10 protein-coding genes are annotated in these 17,679 nt (G+C 65.2%); all 10 read right to left on the reverse strand.

Annotation, left to right across the window (positions count from 1 at the left end; all coding sequences use genetic code 11):
- Window positions 1-11 precede the first annotated feature (11 nt).
- Window positions 12-977, reverse strand: coding sequence for a TIGR03885 family FMN-dependent LLM class oxidoreductase (locus RH857_RS02275; RefSeq protein WP_310536357.1), 966 nt, complete (start codon window positions 975-977; stop codon window positions 12-14).
- A 144-nt stretch (window positions 978-1,121) separates the two neighbouring features.
- On the reverse strand, window positions 1,122-1,991 hold the full coding sequence (locus RH857_RS02280) for a MurR/RpiR family transcriptional regulator (protein WP_310536358.1): 870 nt from the start codon (window positions 1,989-1,991) through the stop codon (window positions 1,122-1,124).
- A 29-nt stretch (window positions 1,992-2,020) separates the two neighbouring features.
- Window positions 2,021-3,325 (reverse strand): ABC transporter substrate-binding protein, encoded by a 1,305-nt coding sequence (locus tag RH857_RS02285; protein ID WP_310536359.1) that lies wholly within the window; start codon window positions 3,323-3,325, stop codon window positions 2,021-2,023.
- Window positions 3,326-3,551: 226 nt separating this feature from the next.
- Window positions 3,552-4,853 (reverse strand): ABC transporter substrate-binding protein, encoded by a 1,302-nt coding sequence (locus RH857_RS02290; RefSeq protein ID WP_310536360.1) that lies wholly within the window; start codon window positions 4,851-4,853, stop codon window positions 3,552-3,554.
- Window positions 4,854-4,921: 68 nt separating this feature from the next.
- Window positions 4,922-5,854 carry a carbohydrate ABC transporter permease gene (locus tag RH857_RS02295; RefSeq protein ID WP_310536361.1) on the reverse strand — a complete coding sequence of 311 codons (933 nt, stop codon included), beginning with the start codon at window positions 5,852-5,854 and terminating at the stop codon, window positions 4,922-4,924.
- Between the two features lie 7 nt (window positions 5,855-5,861).
- On the reverse strand, window positions 5,862-6,806 hold the full coding sequence (locus tag RH857_RS02300) for a carbohydrate ABC transporter permease (protein WP_310536362.1): 945 nt from the start codon (window positions 6,804-6,806) through the stop codon (window positions 5,862-5,864).
- Window positions 6,807-6,808: 2 nt separating this feature from the next.
- Window positions 6,809-8,095 (reverse strand): ABC transporter substrate-binding protein, encoded by a 1,287-nt coding sequence (locus RH857_RS02305; RefSeq protein ID WP_310536363.1) that lies wholly within the window; start codon window positions 8,093-8,095, stop codon window positions 6,809-6,811.
- 50 nt (window positions 8,096-8,145) lie between these two features.
- Window positions 8,146-9,267, reverse strand: coding sequence for an ABC transporter ATP-binding protein (locus tag RH857_RS02310; RefSeq protein WP_310536364.1), 1,122 nt, complete (start codon window positions 9,265-9,267; stop codon window positions 8,146-8,148).
- A 178-nt stretch (window positions 9,268-9,445) separates the two neighbouring features.
- Entirely contained in the window at window positions 9,446-15,166 is a 5,721-nt protein-coding gene (locus tag RH857_RS02315; RefSeq protein WP_310536365.1) for a lamin tail domain-containing protein, read from the reverse strand.
- Between the two features lie 238 nt (window positions 15,167-15,404).
- Window positions 15,405-17,624, reverse strand: coding sequence for an NADP-dependent isocitrate dehydrogenase (locus RH857_RS02320; RefSeq protein WP_310536366.1), 2,220 nt, complete (start codon window positions 17,622-17,624; stop codon window positions 15,405-15,407).
- Between the last annotated feature and the right edge of the window lie 55 nt (window positions 17,625-17,679).

A 17,679-nucleotide genomic window follows, 5' to 3' on the forward strand; every position in this document is an offset into this window, starting at 1 on the left:
ATCCTTCCGGCTCAGGCGCTCTTCAGTACTGGCAGGATGTGCTCGCCCGCGGTCTCCAGCCAGGGCTTCTGGTCCTGCCCCACGTGGTGGAGATAGATGTGGTCAAATCCAGCGTCCGCGGCCTCGGCGATCCACTCCGTGTGCTGCTGAGCCGAGGATGAGGTCCAGACTGCCTCCAGCACGGTCTCCATCGAGACGTCTTCCGCGGCGGCGTCGAAGTGAGCGGGGGTGGGCATGTCCTGGTCCAGCGGTGGACCGAAGATATTGGTGCGCCACTGGTCGTGGGCGATCTCCTGTGCCTGCTGCTGGGTCTCTGCCCAGCTGAGGTGAATCTGGAGCATGACCGCCCCCTGCCCGCCGGCCTCACGGTAGGCAGCAAGCACCTCGTGGTGGGCCCCACCGGGCTGATTCAGGGTGATGATTCCCTCGGCCCACTTCGCAGCGCGCTGGGCGGATTCTGGAGTGATGCAGGTGCCGTAGAGCGGAACCGGTTGTTCAGGGCGGTCGTAGAGGTAGGCGTCGTCCACCTCGACGAGACCCTGGTGGCCGCTAATCCACTCGCCGTTGTGGAGCCTGCGGATGATGTCCGCGGACTCCTCCAGACGACGTCGTCGATCCTCCTGCCCCACCCACTTCTCGCCGGTGATGTGTTCGTTCATCGCCTGTCCTGCTCCCAGTGCCACCCAGTAGCGTCCCGGGAAGAGCTCACCAAGGGTCGCAGTCGCCTGCGCCACCACGGCGGGGTGGTACCGCTGCCCCGGGGCGCATACGGAACCGATGGGAAAAGACGTGGAGGCCAGAGCCGCACCGAGCCAGGAGAAAGTGAAGCCGGAGTGTCCCTGACGCTCTGACCAGGGGAAGAAGTGGTCCGAGCTCATGGCGGCGTCGAACCCGGCTGATTCAGCCAGTTGGACGTCTCGCAGCAGCTGCGACGGGGCAATCTGCTCCTGCGAAGCGTGGAAGCCGATGACGGTCATGCGTTGTTCTCACCCATTCCCTAGCGTTCTGGTACTCCTCAGCGAGTGAGCCTATCGGGTCAACACCGGGGAGACCGTGGGTGTCCGCTGGATAGAGCCTGAACATCAGGAGGGCGCGCGCGGAAGGCGCTGACCGGGACTTTTCTAGTCGACCAGGACCTCGCTGAGCACGTCGAAGACCAGCGCACGGGCCGTCTCGGCACGCTGCCCGAGGTGCTCGCGGACCAGGCGGCAGATCGACTCGACCGCGAGCGTGTAGTGCAGCCGTGAGGTGTCCTCCAGCTCCTCTCGGAAGCTGCCCACCGGCGGCAGCACGCGGATGCTGAGGTCCGCGAGGCGCGCCAGCTGAGACTCTGTGTTGGAGGTCAGGACGACGACGACGCCGGGGGACTCCGCGGCAGCCCTGGCGGTCTGCAAGCTCAGCGAATTCATCCCGCTGGCAGAGATCACCACACACAGGTCCGTGGCCCGCAGCTGGCGGGCCGCGATCTGTTGGCTGAGAGTGTCGTGAATGTACTCGGCGGGCCTGCCTGCGGCGGTGAGCCGAGTGCTGAAGTCCAGGGCAGAGGGCACGGACTGCCCATTGGCCACCACCAGCAGCCGCTGCGCGGCAGTAAGGGCAGCGATCAGGCGACGTTCCTGGTCCGCGGTGACCCCATCCAGGGCACGGTCCATCCCGTGAAGTATGTGCCGGGCCTCCCCGGCCAACGACGAGCTCCGATCACGGCGCTGCTGCTCACCGGGCGTCGCGCTGAGCGCGGGCACCTCTCGTGCCAGCGCCACGCGGAACTGGGGATAGCCGGGGTACCCGAGGCGGCGACACATGCGAATGATGGTGGAACGGGCGACGCCGACCGCCTCGGACATCTGCTGAGCGGTGGAGTCGATGGCCGCCGCCGGGTCCTCAAGCACGTACCGGGCGGCCTTGGCTTCGCTGGGCAGCAGGGAAGGAAGGGCCGCAGTGATGCGGGTCAGCGCCGGAAGGTCCTCCGGGCTCGGGGGCGTGGTGCTCACGGCCCTCCCCTCTCGTGCGTCGTGGTCGATCAGCGGTACTCGGCAAGCAGCTCGTCGGCCTGGGCCTGGGCCTCCTGCAGAAGCTCCTGAGGCTCTCCCTGACCCCCCAGGGCGGCCTGCAGAGCGTTGTTCAGGGCTGCCACAACTTCCTGGCGACGATAGGGAGCGTACTCCTTGGAAGCCTGCTCCGCGGCGACCGGGAGGGCCTGTGCCGGGGCGAACTCCTCCAGGTAGCTGGCCAGCGGCTCGATCTCCCACGCCTCCTGCATGGGAGCGATGTAGCCGGACTCCACGGTCCAGTCCGCTTGGATCTCTGGGCTGGAGAGGAAGCGGGCCAGTTCGACGGCGGCCTCCTGCTCCTGCTCGGTGAGGCCGTTGAGGACGTAGAGGTTACCGCCTCCGGTGGGGGCACCTGCCTGCTCCTGGGCCGGAAGCGGTGCGACGCCGAAGGAGAAGTCCACCTGGTCCCGGATACTGGTCAGGCTGCCTGTGGTGTGCCAGAGGATGGCGGTGTCGCCGTTGGCGAAGTCCGTGGGGGCGGTCCCCCAGTCCACATTGCCCTCGGGGTGGACGCCGTCCTCCTGCAGCTGTACCCAGTTCTCCAAGGCGGCGACGGTTCCGGGGTCGTCAAAGTGGACCTGCGTACCGGACTCATCGTCGAGCATGACGCCGTTCTGGATGGCCATGGCCTCGAAGAGCCAGGAGCTGGCCGGAACCTGCACGCCCCAGCGGGCGTCGGTCTCCTCCTGTACCTGGGCACCCGCCTCCGCCATCTCCTCCCAGGTCTCCGGGGCAGACTCAGGGTCCAGCCCCGCCTCTTCGAAGAGGTCCTGGTTCCAGTACATGACAATGCTGGAGCGTTGGAAGGGCACCGAGGCTACGATGCCGTCGTCGAGCACGGAGTTGGCCATGAAGCCCTCATCGAAGCTTCCGAACCACTCCTCGTCGTCCACGATCTCCCCGATGGGGGTGATGATGTCCTGGCTGTGGAGTGAGCGGACATCCGTGCTCAGCAGCACCGCCAGCGCCGGAGTGTTTCCCGCCTGCGAGGCTGCCTGAACCGAGGCCAGGGTCTGCTCGTAGTCCCCGGTGTAGACCGGGGTGACCTCGATATCGTCGTGCTCCTCATTGAATTGGTCGATATACCCGTCCATGACGGCCTCCAGTGGCCCACCCACGGCGATCGGGTAGTAGAAGTCGATCTCCAGCACATCGGAGCTGCCCCCTTCGGCCTCGCCCGAGCAGGCGGACAGCAGAAGGCCCGCAGTGGTGAGTCCGGCAAGTGCGGAGAGACTGCGTGATGGACGGTGAGACGAGGTGCGGCGCTGCGGCATGGTGATCCCCTAGATCAGACGAGTGAGTGTCTTTCTGCTGACGACGACCTCAGCGTGGCAGGGCCAGAGGAACTGCCGGTGAATCGTGGATAAATTGTCCATAACTCAACGGTGAAATGGACCAAGCGTCCACACCGGATTCCAGCGGCGCCGTTGGACCACGGTTCTCCGGCGCCAGCAGCGCCCCGACATCTCCTGCACTGAGGGCTGCTGGCGCCGGAACTGATCAGCGATACTCCTCCAGGACGGCGTCGGCCTGCTCCTGGGCCTGCTGCAGAGTGCCCTCGGGGTCTGCCCCGTTGAGCACGGAGCCCACGGCGTTGGAGACAATGTCGATGATCTCCTGGCGGCGGAAGGTCCCCAGCTCCGGCTCGGCAACGGGCAGCTGCTCGCGGGCGACCATAGCCTCAGGGAACTCCTCGACATAGCTGGCCAGAGGCTCGGTCTCCCATGCCTCCTCCAAGGGAGCGACGTAGCCCGAGGCCACGGTCCACTCCGCCTGGATCTCCGGGCTGGAGAGGAAACGAGCCAGCTCGACGGCGGCCTCCTGCTCCTCCGCGGAGATGCCCTCCATGACGTAGAGATTGCCGCCGCCGGTGGGAGAGCCCGGCTGCTGCTGGGCAGGCAGAGGCGCCACCCCGAAGTCGAAGTCTGCGTTGTCACGGATGTTGGTCAGCTGCCCCGTGGTGGTCCAGATCATGCCGGTGCCGCCGCTGGCGAACTCGTTGGGAAGAGTCCCCCAGTCCACCAGGCCTTCAGGTTCCAGTCCCAGCTCCTGCAGCTGAAGCCAGTTCTCCATAGCGGTCACGGCTCCCGGCTCGTCGAGGTTGACGTCCGTGCCGGTCTCGGGATCCCAGAGGACCACTCCGTTCTGAATGGCCATGGCTTCGAAGAGCCAGCCGCCGCCGGTGCCGGTGGAAGGGATCTGCACGCCCCACTGAGCGCTGCTCTGGGCCTGAATCTGCTCGGCGTACTCCACCATCTCGTCCCAGGTCGCCGGCGGGTTCTCTGGGTCCAGGCCGGCCTCCTCGAACAGCTCCTTGTTCCAGTACATGACGATGGTCGAACGCTGGAAGGGGATGGCGCCGACGGTGCCATCGGGCAGCACCGAATTGGCCATGAACCCGTCGTAGAAGCTGCCGAACCACTCCTCATCATCGACGATCTCCCCGATGGGGGTGATGAGATTCTGATCATCCAGGGTCAGAAGGTCTGTGCTGAGCAGCACGGTCAGCGCCGGTGGATTTCCGGCCTGAGTCGCAGCCTGCACCGAGCTCAGCGTCTGATCATAGTCACCGGAGTAGACCGGAGTGACCCGGATGTCCTCGTGCTCTTCGTGGAACTGCTCGATGAATCCGTCGACGACGGACTCCAACGGCCCGCCCACGTTGATCGGATAGTAGAAGTCAATCTCAATGACGTCGTCGGCCTCGGCCTCTCCCCCGCAGGAGGTCAGCAGCAGGGCAGCAGCGGCGAGGCCGGCCGCGGTCTTGCCGCGTGCTCGGAAAGATGACGGACGGTCAGACATAGTAGTCCCCTTATCTTCAGTAAGTACTCTTCAGGCGTCGTCAGAGAGGGTGGGCAGATCCGCGCACATCATTTGATGCCCGAGCGCATGAAGCTCTGGACGAACTGTCGCTGCATCAGGATGAAGAAGAGCAGGATCGGCACGGTGATGATGAAGGTCCCCGCGGTCAGAGCGGCGTAGTCGATGCCAGATTCCGGAGCCAGGAACCGCACCACACCTACGGTGACCGGACGAGCGTCATTCGTCCGAGTCGCAATCAGCGGCCACAGGAAGTTGTTCCAGTGGAAGGACACCGAGACCATCGCGAAGGCCACCACGGTGGAGCGGCACAGGGGCAGATAGACGTGCCAGAGCACCCTCAGGCGCCCCATGCCCTCCATGACTGCGGCCTCCACAAGCTCTTTGGGCACGGTCTTGAAGGACTGGCGCAGCAGGAAGATCGCAAACGCGGAGGCGGCATAGGGAATGCCCACGCCCATCAGGGTGTCATCCAGCCCCAGGCGGGAAATCATGTAGAAGTTCTCCGAGAGCATGATCTCCGGGTAGATGACCAGCTGGGCCAGCACGATGAAGAACAGAACGTCCCGGCCCCGGAACTCGAACCGGGAGAAGGCGTAGGCCGCAAGCACGCCCAGCACGATCTGGGTGGTGGTCAGACCCACCACCAGCAGGAAAGAGTTGCGGAAGTACAGCTCGAAGGCCGCGGACCCCCAGACCCGCACGATGTTCTCCAGCGTCCAGCCGTCCAGGGGCGAAAGGTTGGTGGGCGAGTCCCGGAACGCCATGATGAGCACCAGGAGCAGCGGAAAGACCCAGATGAGGGCCATTCCCCAGGCCAGGGCCACCATGACTCGGTCCCCGATGCCGGAGCCCGCTGCGCCCATGAGGCCGCGGGCGCTGGAGGTGATCTTCTCCTGCCGGGTGTCAGGGGCGTCGTCGTCGGACTTCCGGGCCGCTTCAGCGGCGTGAGGTGCTGTCTGAGTCGGTGCTGTCTGAGTCATGGGTCCCTCAGCGGTAGTGGATTCTCTTGTCCAGCAGACGAATCTGCACGATGGCGACCAGCAGCAGAATCAGCACGAGCATCACCGTGATCGCGGCGGAGTACTCGGGCCGGAACTGGCCGAAGGCGGTCTGCCAGACGTAGTAGAGCATCAGGTTGGTGGAGTCGTGGGGGCCTCCCTGGGTCATCACAAAGATGAGGTCGACCTGTTTGAAGGAGTTCGCGGTCGCGACCACACCCACAAACAACGTGGTGGGCATCAGCAGGGGCCACGTGACCCTGCGGAAGAACGTCCAGGGCTTGGTTCCCTCTACGCGGGCGGCCTCGCGCAGCTGCGGATCCTGCGTCAGCAGGGCCGCGAGGTAGAAGATCACGAACAGTCCGGCCTGCTGCCAGACGGCAACAACCATCATGGCCGGCAGGGCGGTGGTGGAGATGCCCAACCAGTTCAGCTCCGGAAGCCCGAGGAATCCGGCGATCCCGTTGAGGACGCCGAAGTTGGGCTGGTAGAAGTACACCCAGATGGTGCCCGCCGCCACGATCGGCAGCACGGTCGGGGCCAGGAAAGCCACGCGGGCCAGAGCTTTGGCCCGCACAACTTTGGCGCCCAGCACGGCAAGGCCGAGGGAGACTCCGATAGTCGCGGGGACGGTGACGGCGGTGTAAACCAGCTGATTCTGGATGACCTGGTGGAACACGCTGTCGCTGAGCATCCGCTCATAGTTGGCGGTGGTGAACTCGCCCTGATTGGTCTGCAGACTGCGCCACGCAGAGAGGATGAACGGCAGCACCGTAAATCCGATGAGGATGACGAATGCCGGAGTCAGCGCCGCGTAGGAGAAGAGCGCGTCAGCACGACGACGTCTCTTCAGCGCCGCGGCAGCCCCGGCGGACTCCGACCCCCGGTCATGGGGGGTCGGAGTCTCAGCGCGGAGATCTGTTGCTGCCGTCACGGTCAGCGGTATTCCTCGAGGATGCTGTCAGCCTGCTGCTGGGCCTCCTGCAGCGTGGATTCGACGTCGGCCCCGCCCATCACGGCTTCGATGGCGTTGGCCATGACGTCGAAGACCTCCTGGCGGTTGTAGACGCCGAACTCGGGCTCGGCGACTTCCAGCTGGTCCCGGGCGGCGGCCACCGGCGGGAACTCCTCGGCGTAGCTGGCCAGCGGGTCGATCTCCCAGGCTTCTTCGAGAGCGGCGACGTAGCCGGACTCCACGCCCCAGTCAGACTGAATTTCAGGGCTGGAGAGGAACCGGACGAGCTCTACGGCGGCCTCCTGCTCCTCTTCGGAGATGCCGTCCATGATGTAGAGGTTGCCGCCGCCGGTGGGCGAGCCCGGCTGCTCCTGGGCCGGAAGCGGAGCCACTCCGAAGTCAAAGTCGGCGTTGCTGCTGATGTTGGTCAGCTGCCCGGTAGTGGTCCAGATGATGCCGGTGGTGCCGTTGGCGAACTCTGTGGGCAGAGTCCCCCAATCCACCGTGCCGGGAGACTCCAGTCCTTCTTCCTGAAGCTCCACCCAGTTCTGCAGGGCGGTCACCGTGGCGGGATCATCGAAGCGCACATCCGTGCCGGTCTCGGGATCCCACAGCATGGTGCCGTTCTGAATGGCCATGGCCTCCAGGATCCACACGCCCCATGCGGTGGAGGGCATTTGGACGCCCCACTGCGCTCCGCCCTCGTCGACCAGCTGGTGCCCGAACTCGACCATCTCATCCCAGGTCGCCGGCGGGGTCTCCGGATCCAGGCCCGCCTCTTCGAACAGCTCCTTGTTCCAGTACATCACGATGGTGGAGCGCTGGAAGGGGATGGAGGCTACGGTCCCGTCCGGCAGTGTGGAGTCACCCATGAACGCCTCGTAGAAGCTTCCGAACCACTCCTCGTCGTCGACGATCTCTTCGATAGGGGTGATCAGACCGAGGTGGTCCAGGCTCAGCAGGTTGTTGGAGCCCAGGACCGTGACAGCGGGAGTGTTGCCCGCCTGGTTTGCGGACTGGACGGCAGCCATTGTCTGCTCGTAGCTGCCCGAGTAGACCGGAGTGACACGGATGTTCTCGTGCTCCTCGTGGAACTGCTCGATGTACCCGTCAATCACGCTCTCCAGCGGGCCGCCAACCTCAATCGGATAGTAGAAGTCAATTTCGACGACGTCGGAGTCACCTCCGTTGTCACTGCCGCAGGCGCTCAGCAGCAGGCCCGCGGCGGTCAGTCCGGCGAGAGTCTTGAACGAACGGCGGTATGGCATGCGTATCCCCTTATGAGTGTGTTCTGCGAGTGTGTGGTGAAGAAGTGTCGTCAGGCTGGAGCGCTGGTGAGCGCCTCAGCAGAGTCGCGCTGCAGGCGGCGGCCCGTCTCCCGGCTGTACCAGTGCAGGTCCTCGGCGCGGGCACTGAGAGTGACCTGCTCATCCGTGGACACCGCTCGGGACGGTTCGGTGCGCACCAGCATCCGCTGGCTGCCGCCGGACCCGGTGCTCAGCGTGGTGCTGATGATCCGGTCCGCGCCGAGAAGTTCGTTGACCAGCACGGTGGCCTCCCCCACGGCGAGCCGACCGGCAGGCACGTGCTGAGCGCTCGGGTGAAGGTCCAGAGACTCCGGGCGGACGCCCAGAGCGGCGCCGCTGTCGCGGAGATCGGCTGGCAGCAGGTCAGCCAGCGAAGACCCCGGAGCGACCTCAACGATGTTCATGGGTGGAGAACCGATGAAACGGGCCACGGTGGTCGAGGCCGGGGTTCCGTAGAGATCCTCGGGGGCGGCGAGCTGTTCGACCCGGCCGGAGGCCATCATCATGACCCGGTCCGCCATGGTCATGGCCTCCACCTGGTCGTGGGTGACATAGATGATGGTCAGCCCCAGCTGCCGCTGAATGCGCTTGATCTCGACCCGCATCTCGGCGCGTAGCTTGGCGTCGAGGTTGGAGAGCGGCTCATCCATGAGGACCAGGCGCTGGCCGCTGACCAGGGCACGCCCCAGCGCCACGCGCTGACGCTGGCCCCCCGACAGCTCAGCGGGGCGACGGTCCAGGAGTTCATCCAGGCCCAGCAGCTCAGCGGTCTCAGCAAGACGTTCGGCTCGAAGCTGCTTCGGTTCCCCGCGGGACTTGAGGCCGAAGAGGATGTTCTCCCTGACGTTGAGATGCGGGAAGAGCGCGTAGTTCTGGAACACCATCGCCAGTTCGCGCTTCTCCGGGGACAGGCCTGTGACGTCTGCCCCGTCGATGAGGATCGATCCACCGGTTGCCAGCTCTAGCCCGGAGATGAGACGGAGCAGGGTGGACTTGCCGCAGCCGGAGGAACCGAGGATGGCGAGGAACTCTCCGCTGGCGACGTCGACGTCGATCCCCTTGAGGACTTCCACATCCTCGCCCTTTCGAGCCGGAAAGGACTTCCTGACCCCACGCAGCTGAACTGCCGCCACCTGACCTCCTTAAGGGCATAACCCTGCATCCCAGTGATCTGATCGATTCACTACAGGCTATCCATCGAAGGTGAATGAGAAGTAGCCAGAAGGTAGCGAGAAATCAGATGGGATATGAAAAGTCCCCGGGAAGACTCGCTTCCCGGGGACTTTTCATGAGCGCAGGTCCGCCCTAGTCTCAGCGCGCCACGGGGTGCTCTTCCCGCAGTGTTCTGCGGTGACGCACTGCTGCGATCAGGAGCAGCCCCATCACCAGCAGCACCAGTGCAGAACCGCCGATCCACGCGCCGGTCGCTCCGGTCACCGCCAGCCCGCCTGCAGACTGTTCAACCCCATCAGGCGCTGCCGCAGTGTCGCCGGGCGCCTCGGTCTCAGCGGAGCCGTCAGCCCCCTCCACGGTCAGCGTGACCGCTGTCCAGCCGATGAGCTGTCCGTCGGCGTCGTAGAGAGCCACGCGGTGGTCACCCGCCTCGGCTTCCTCAGGGATGCTGAAGGTGACGAGGGCTTCGGAGGACACCTCGGCGGTACCCAGGAGCAGGGGATCTGAGAAGAGCACTCCGCTCAGCTCGGCTCCGACGAACTCCGCGTCAACTTCCACGATGAGCTCACCTCCAGGTGTGAGGATGCTCGCCGGCAGTACTCGGATCAGGTCCTCGAATTCCGCCAGCAGATCCTCCGCTGATGGTCCGGGCGGTGCCGTCGGTGACGGCGACGCCGTCTGGCCGGGCGCAGTCGAGGCATCCCTGCCGGGCTGCGGAGTCTCCGTAGCAGACGGTTCCGGCGTCGGCGTGGGCTCGGCCGAGGGTTCTCCGCTCGGCGCGGAGGTATCCGTCGGCGACGGGACCTCCGAAGCGGACGGCTCACCCTCTCCCGGCGTGCCCGGATCAGTCGGAACAACGCTGGGGTCGGTCGGCTGAACGCTGGGCCTGCTCGGTTCGTTGCCTGGATCGCTGGGTTCCGCACCCGGATCGCTCGGCTCCACACTCGGATCGCCGGGCTCGGCACCGGGCTCACTCGGCTCCACCCCCGGATCGCTCGGGTCTGCGCCTGGATCGGTGGGCTCGGCACCAGGATCACTAGGCTCCGCACCCGGCTCACTCGGGTCTGCGCCCGGCTCAGTGGGTTCAGCCCCGGGCTCACTGGGCTCCACCCCCGGATCGCTCGGGTCTGCGCCTGGGGCGGTGGGCTCAACACCGGGCTCACTCGGGGCGGGGGTCTCCTCGTCCTCGGGTTCCTCCGGAACCGATTCCCCTGAGGCAGCCGTGAAGATGTTCACAGCGGAGGGACGGTTCTCATCGGAACGCCCCAAGTTCTCGGAGGTCGCGAGTGCGTACCACCCGTACTCGTGGTCCGCCGAGAGGTTCTCCCATGTCACGGAGCGGGATCTTCCGGATTCCAGGTCATCGGAGCTGAGCTCCTCGACTCCGGTGAGCACAGTGAGCCCCTCGGGAAGCACGGCCTTGTCCCACATGAGGTCAATCGACAGGACGGCCTCATTGTGCTCCGGACCGTAGTAGTCATCCCGCTCAGAGGGCTGGAAGAGGTGCGGCTCGAAGCTGTCATAGACCGGCGAGTAGGCGTTGATCGCTACTTCGCCGCCGTCGACGTCAATCTGCATGAGCCGGTTGAACAGAGCGGTACGCCCGCCCTCGTGCTCGTAGGACTGGAAGTCGGCCACCATCTCGACCACCCAGCGGTCATCCTGCGTGGCCTCTTCACGTTGACGGATGCCATGCAAGTGTCCGGACATCACCATCACGACATTGCTGTGAGGTTTGACCAGTCGCTCGTAGAAGATGTCGCCCTGGGCTGCCCAACGACCGTTGTCCGGGTTGGCCCGCTCATCCACCTCGGGACGAAGGTACTCGTGGGTGCCCATGATGACGTTGTGGTCGGGATGCGAGGCAATGACCTCCTCGGCCCACTGCAGCTCACGCTCGTGGGCGTAGTACGCCATCGACAGGAAGAGCATCTTCACGCCGTCGCGCTCGATGGTGCTGTAGCTGGAGCTGTTGCCCAGCGGTCCTGCCGCGCCGTACCAGTCGTAGTCGGAGTAGCGCTCCTCGGGGAAGTACTCCAGGTACAGGTCGTTGTTGTTGCCCCAGAAGTTGTCGTGGTTGCCGGGCAGCACCGCGTGCGGAAGCCCCGACTCCTCGAGCAGTTCCTGGATCACCGAGGCTTTTTCGAACTCGCGGACCGCACGATCCGGCAGCTGGTTTCCGCGCAGCGCATTCTCGATGATGTCACCGGTGTGCATCTGGAACGCGATATCCCGAGCCTCCATGTTGGCCACGAACCACGCATTCATAGCGGTGTAGACCCAGGGGTTCTGCTCCGCCGTGTACTGGGTGTCGGTGAGGTGTCCGACGCTGAAGTCGTACGTCCCTGGGGTTTGGAAGGCCAGGTTGTCCGCATGGTCCAGCCCCTCTCCCGTCCTGGGACCGTCCTGTACCAGGACATTGACGATGCCGTCCTGCACGTCCTGCGCGTCCACGGGAGCGATCAACGTGATCTCGGCACCATTCTCCGCTGCGCGCGCATCACGGAGTTCCCAGGCCGTTCCGTTCCAGACATACATCTGAAGTTCGTTGCGGTTCTCGCTGCTGCCGGTCCAGACCACTTCAGTCTGCTCCGACAGTCCCTCGAGGTCCAGCTCCATCCGCACGTACGGGAAGCCCCGCTGACTATCGCGGGCAGCCACCGTTTCGCCGTCCTGCTCGGTCTCCTCTGCGCCGACTCGGCTGTCCAGCGGCGCTGCGGCTGAGACCCCGGAGTAGTACGTCACGGAAGCCTGCTCCACCTGCCCGCCGCGTGCGGTGTGGAGACCGTCAGCGCCAGCCTGGACGGTGAGTTCCTGTCCCGGCTCCTCGGTCTCTGCGGGGACCGAGCTCAGCTGGGCCGGCTCAGGGGTGACGTACCGGTCGGTCTGCACCGGGTCCAGCGCGCCCTCCTCCGGGATCAGCGGATCACGGTACTCCAGTTGCACGAACTGGCCGGGATCCCGCTCGGCGGCAACATAATCCTCATAGTTGTCTCCCGTGTACTGGACACGGTGCCATGAGAAGCCGTGCTGGAAAGCCTTGTCCTGCGACTCCTTGGCCACTCGGTAGTCCAGGGAGAGCTCCCCAGTGCAGAGGCTCGGCGGAGCATTGGTCACCGCTCCGGAGTAGCTGTAGAAGACACCAACGCGGTCCACCACGGCCCGCTCGCCGTTGGTGATGAGTGCACCGTATCCCTCCGTGCCCAACGGGATGTTGGCCACGGCATCGTGCGCCATACCCTCAGCCGGCTCAGGGTTCGCGAGGGTGAAAACCTCACCCGGCTCCAGCGTGCTGTCGCGCTCGAACGTGTACTGCGCCTGAGGAATGCGGCGCCCGTCCGAGGAGCAGAAGTAAATCTCCCACTCTGACACGTCCACAGGATCCTCCCCGCGGTTGGCCAGTTCCAGGAAACCTTCCGATCCTTCGCCGCTGAGGTCGGCAGGGCCGCCCGCTGCAATCTCGACGATCTGCACGTCGCCCGGTTCCAGCACCTCAGGCTGGACAGAAACGACCTCGCCGCCATGCTCGCCAGGGGTCCGCGCGCCGCGCTGGAAGTCCTCACGGTTGTTTCCGGAGTCGGCAACCCGGTGCCAGGTCTCTCCCGCGGGGAAATCCAGGTCGTTAGGCAGCGCCTCGCCCTCCGTACAGGCAGAATCCACGCCGTTGAAGACTCCGACGCTGTCGATGATCGCACCGCCCTGATCAGTCAGGACGAAGCCGAATCCCCCGACCTGAGCCACGCTGGTGCCGTACCAGACGTCTGCTTCGCCGGAGAAGCCGTTGGTCCGCCCGATAACGAAGGACTCCCCGGGGGCCAGGGTTTGCTGGGGCAGGACGAGCTGCCGGGTCTGCTCGTGGACCCGTCCGGTGCCTGCGCAGCGGTAGACGTTCATTCCTCCGAGGGAGACCTCGGAGTCTCCGAGGTTGGTGAGTTCGACGAAGTTGTCGCCGTTGCCTGCCGGGCCCCCGTTGGCGAGTTCGGTGATCCGCACCGGCGACTCTACCCGCGGGCGCTCCCAGGCTTCACGGGTGTTGACCCGGCCTGGGGTGCGCGGAGCGAGGTGCCAGTCCTCCGCGGCGCTTCCGGTCAGCGCCACGCGCTGCCACGACTCGGCGTAGAGACCATTGATGGTCCCGGGCAGACTGCCGTAGTCCTGTGCGCAGTAGTTCTGGACACCGGCGGGGGCTGAACCGACCCTGTCGACAACGCGTGCGTTCTCGTCGAAGATGATGAGCCCGTACTGGTCAGCGAAGCTGGTGTCGAAGTAGAGATCGGCCACCGCCATGATGTCGGCTCCGGCCTGCTGGGCGCGGGCTACGGTGAGGATCTCGCCGGGCTCCAGGACCACTCCGTCGAGGTCCGCCTCGGAAAGCTGCGGTGCAGAGGCGCGGACACCGGTACCGATGCAGCGGTACACGCTCCATCCGCTGAGGTCCTGGGGCTCGTCACCGTAGTTGGTGATCTCGAAGAAGATGTCCCCTGCGCCCTGGGGCCCGTTGTTGGTCATCTCCGAGACCAAGACGTTGGAACCGCCCTCGGTGGAGAGGAACTGCTCCTGCTGCTCCTCTCCAATCGGCTCGTTGGCCTCCAGCTGGCCGGGACCCCGGAGGGCCGCAACGAACGCTTCGGTGTTTTCGCCTTCGGCCGCGATGCGCTGATAGCTGTGCCCCGCGGAGACATCAAGGGTGTAGTGAGGCAGCGGCGCGCCGATCGCGCAGGCGCTGTGCTCGTTATCGGCCCAGGCGACGCCGTCCACGAGCTGGTCATCACCGTTGCGCAGCATCACGCCGGCATTGTTGCGGGACGTCACGAAGCCTTGGCTGGTCTCGACTACGTACGCTTCGCCGGGTTCGAGGTTCGCAGGGAGATCCCCGGAGAGCAGGTCCGCCGAGAAGCGCTGGCCCCATTCGTTGCACCGCCAGAGCTCCCACCCCTCGAGGTTGGCTGGCTCAGTGCCGTAGTTTCCGATCTCGACGAGGTGGTCGGCGTCGCCGTCAGCTCCTGCGTGCGCTACCTCGGAGATCAGGATCTCACCGCCCAGGGGCGCGGGTGAGGGCTCTTGGGCGTTGGGCTCCCCGGGGGTACGGGGGGCCTTCACAAAGTCAGCGAGGTTGTCGTCAGTGTCCGAGACGCGCTGCCAGCTTTCTCCACCCAGGGAGTCTGTGTCATTGGGCAGCGGCGTCCCCTCCACGCATGCGGCACCGGCGACGTTGGGGAACTTGGCACCGGCTCGATCCACGATCTCGCCGTCCGCGTCGCGGATGATGACGCCGTAGGACTCGTTGGCGAACGAGGTGCCGTAGCGATAGTCGACGATGTCGTTGCCGAGCTGCGACTGTGCATGCTGCCGGGCCAGGAGAATGTGCTCACCTGGCTCAAGGGTGCCTTCCAAGGTGGCCTGAGGATTCCCTCCGGCTTGGTTGCCGGCGCCGGTACAGCGATACACCGTCCAGCCGGTGACGTCCTGGGCGGCGTCGCCCCAGTTGGCGAGTTCGATGAAGTTGTCGTGATAGCCGCCCGGGCCGCCGTTGTTGAACTCGGAGACCACCACACGGGGTTCCCCCGCCTCGCCGGAAGACTCATCCTCATGCGCCGTGCTGCCCAGGTCCGCCGGGTCAGCGGGCCGGTCCCCGGGTGCCTCCTCGACGTCGTCGTCGGGCTGTGCGGCAGGGGTCTCGTCGACGTCGTCGGGACTCTCCTGCTCAGGAAGTTCGTGGGTGTCCTCTACCTCAGCAGAGGGTTCGGGTGATGGGGTCGCGGTCTCGACGGCCCACGCTGGTGGCAATGTGCTTCCCACCAGCGTGACCCCGAGCAGCGCAGACAGGCCCAACCGGGCGCTGTGCGGTATTCGTGGCACGAGTGATCCTTCCAGAGTGATTTCAGGCTCTGCGAGACAAGCACAGAAAAACTTCTGGATCGGCTCACCCTCGTGAACTCCCGGTGAACGAAGCAGTTCACCCTCTCGGGACTTTCCGCGTCTTCCCTGAGATGCATCGCTGCTGCATCGCTCCAGGTCAGAAACGCGCGGAACAGAAAAGTCCCCGGGAAGACTCGCTTCCCGGGGACTTTTCTAGGTCTGTCTCGTCAGAAGACCATTACTTCTTCAGGCCGTCGATCACGGCGTTGAAGGTCGGCGAGGGCCGCATGACGGCAGCAGTCTTGGCCTCATCGGGGCGGTAATAGCCGTCGATGTCCGCCTCGCTGCCCTGAACTGCCAGCAGTTCCTCGACAATCTTCTCCTCGTGGGAGGTCAGTGCCTCGGCAACGGGAGCGAAGGTGGAAGCCAGCTCGGTGTCCTCGGTCTGCTGGGCAAGTTCCTGCGCCCAGTACAGCGCCAGGTAGAAGTGCGAGCCCCGGTTATCGATGGTGCCCAGCTTGCGCCCCGGGGAGCGGTTCTCCATGAGGAACGTGGCGGTAGCACGGTCCAGCGCGCTGGCCAGGACCTTTGCCTTGGGCGCATCAGCCTGTTCAGCGTACTTCTGCAGGGAGGGCACCAGGGCGAAGAACTCACCCAGGGAGTCCCAGCGCAGATAGTTCTCGCTGACCAGCTGCTGTACGTGCTTAGGGGCGGATCCGCCGGCACCGGTCTCGAAGAGGCCGCCGCCCGCCATCAGCGGCACGATGGAGAGCATCTTGGCGGAGGTGCCCAGCTCCAGGATCGGGAAGAGGTCGGTGAGGTAGTCGCGCAGCACGTTACCGGTCACCGAGATGGTGTCCTCGCCGCGTCGGATGCGCTCGACCGAGTACTTGGTGGCCTCGACCGGGTTGAGGATCTCAATGGTCAGGCCCTCAGTGTTGTGGTCGGCCAGGTAGGTCTTGACCTTGGAGATGAGGTTCGCGTCATGGGCACGGTTCTCATCCAGCCAGAAGACTGCAGGCGCACCGGTCTCCCGGGCGCGGGTCACAGCCAGCTTGACCCAGTCCTGGATCGGGGCGTCCTTGGTCTGGCAGGCGCGCCAGATGTCGCCCGGCTCAACAGTGTGCTCAATGAGGACGTCACCGGCGGTGTTGATCACCTGCACGGTGCCGGCAGCGTCAATTTCGAAGGTCTTGTCGTGGGAGCCGTACTCCTCAGCCTTCTGCGCCATGAGTCCCACGTTGGGGACGGTGCCCATGGTGGTGGGGTCGAAGGCACCGTTGGCCTTGCAGTCGTCGATGACGGCCTGGTAGACGCCGGCGTAGCTGGAATCCGGAATCACGGCCAGGGTGTCATCGGTTTCACCGCTGGGGCCCCAGACTTTGCCGCCGTTGCGGATCATGGCGGGCATGGAGGCGTCCACGATGACGTCGGAGGGCACGTGAAGGTTGGTGATGCCCTTGGCGTCGTCGACCATGGACATGCGCGGGCCCTCTTCCAGAGCCTTCTTGTACTCAGCCTTGATGGCCTCGCCGGTCTCACCGAGCTTCTCAGCGCCGGTGAGGATGGAGGCCAGACCGTCGTTGGCAGAGAGGCCTGCCTCAGCCAGCTGGTCGCCGAACTTCTCGAACAGGGTGGGGAAGAAAGCCTTGACGATGTGACCGAAGATGATGGGGTCTGAGACCTTCATCATGGTGGCCTTCAGGTGTGCGGAGAACAGTACGTCGTTGTCCTTGGCGCGCTGGACCTGCTCGGCCAGGAAGCCGTCCAGGGCAGCGGCCCGCATCACGGTGCCGTCCACCACTTCACCGGCCTGGACCTTCAGCCCCTCCTTCAGGGCGGTGACCGTACCGTCAGCCGCCACGTGCTGGATGGTCAGGGTGTCCTCGGCCTCGAGGATCACCGACTGCTCGTTGGAGGCGAAGTCATCGGCACCCATGGTCGCGACCTCGGTCTTGGAGTCTGCACTCCACTCACCCATACGGTGGGGGTTGGCCCGGACGTAGGACTTGATGGACTCCGGCGCACGGCGGTCGGAGTTGCCCTCGCGCAGCACCGGGTTCACAGCGGAGCCCTTGACCTTGTCGTAGCGGGCGCGAATCTCGCGCTCCTCGTCAGTGGAGGGCGACTCGGGGTAGTCGGGCAGCGCGTAGCCCTTGGCCTGCAGCTCGGCCACGGCGGCCTTCAGCTGCGGCACGGAGGCGGAGATGTTAGGCAGCTTGATGATGTTGGCCTCGGGGGTCTTGGCCAGCTCACCCAGTTCGGCGAGGGCATCAGCCTCGCGCTGGTCCTCGGTGAGGTACTCCGGGAACTGGGAGATGATGCGCCCTGCCAGGGAGATGTCGCGAGTCTCCACCTCGACGCCGGCGGTGGAGGCGAAGGCTTCAACGATCGGCTTCAGCGAGAAGGTCGCCAGCATGGGTGCTTCATCGGTGTTGGTGTAGATGATTTTTGCCATTAGATTCAGGCATCTCCCTCGAGGTCGATGTGGTCGTTCAACAGAAGTTCTCTTG

It is taken from the genome of Nesterenkonia flava, from assembly GCF_031432335.1.
GTDB classification, from domain to species: Bacteria; Actinomycetota; Actinomycetes; order Actinomycetales; family Micrococcaceae; genus Nesterenkonia; species Nesterenkonia flava.

Excerpts from the sequence above, each read along its gene's own strand:
- RH857_RS02275 (WP_310536357.1), bottom strand. The coding sequence starts at position 977 with ATGACCGTCATCGGCTTCCACGCTTCGCAGGAGCAGATTGCCCCGTCG.
- RH857_RS02285 (WP_310536359.1), bottom strand. The coding sequence starts at position 3,325 with ATGCCGCAGCGCCGCACCTCGTCTCACCGTCCATCACGCAGTCTCTCC.
- RH857_RS02290 (WP_310536360.1), bottom strand. The coding sequence starts at position 4,853 with ATGTCTGACCGTCCGTCATCTTTCCGAGCACGCGGCAAGACCGCGGCC.
- RH857_RS02295 (WP_310536361.1), bottom strand. The coding sequence starts at position 5,854 with ATGACTCAGACAGCACCGACTCAGACAGCACCTCACGCCGCTGAAGCG.
- RH857_RS02305 (WP_310536363.1), bottom strand. The coding sequence starts at position 8,095 with ATGCCATACCGCCGTTCGTTCAAGACTCTCGCCGGACTGACCGCCGCG.
- RH857_RS02320 (WP_310536366.1), bottom strand. The coding sequence starts at position 17,624 with ATGGCAAAAATCATCTACACCAACACCGATGAAGCACCCATGCTGGCG.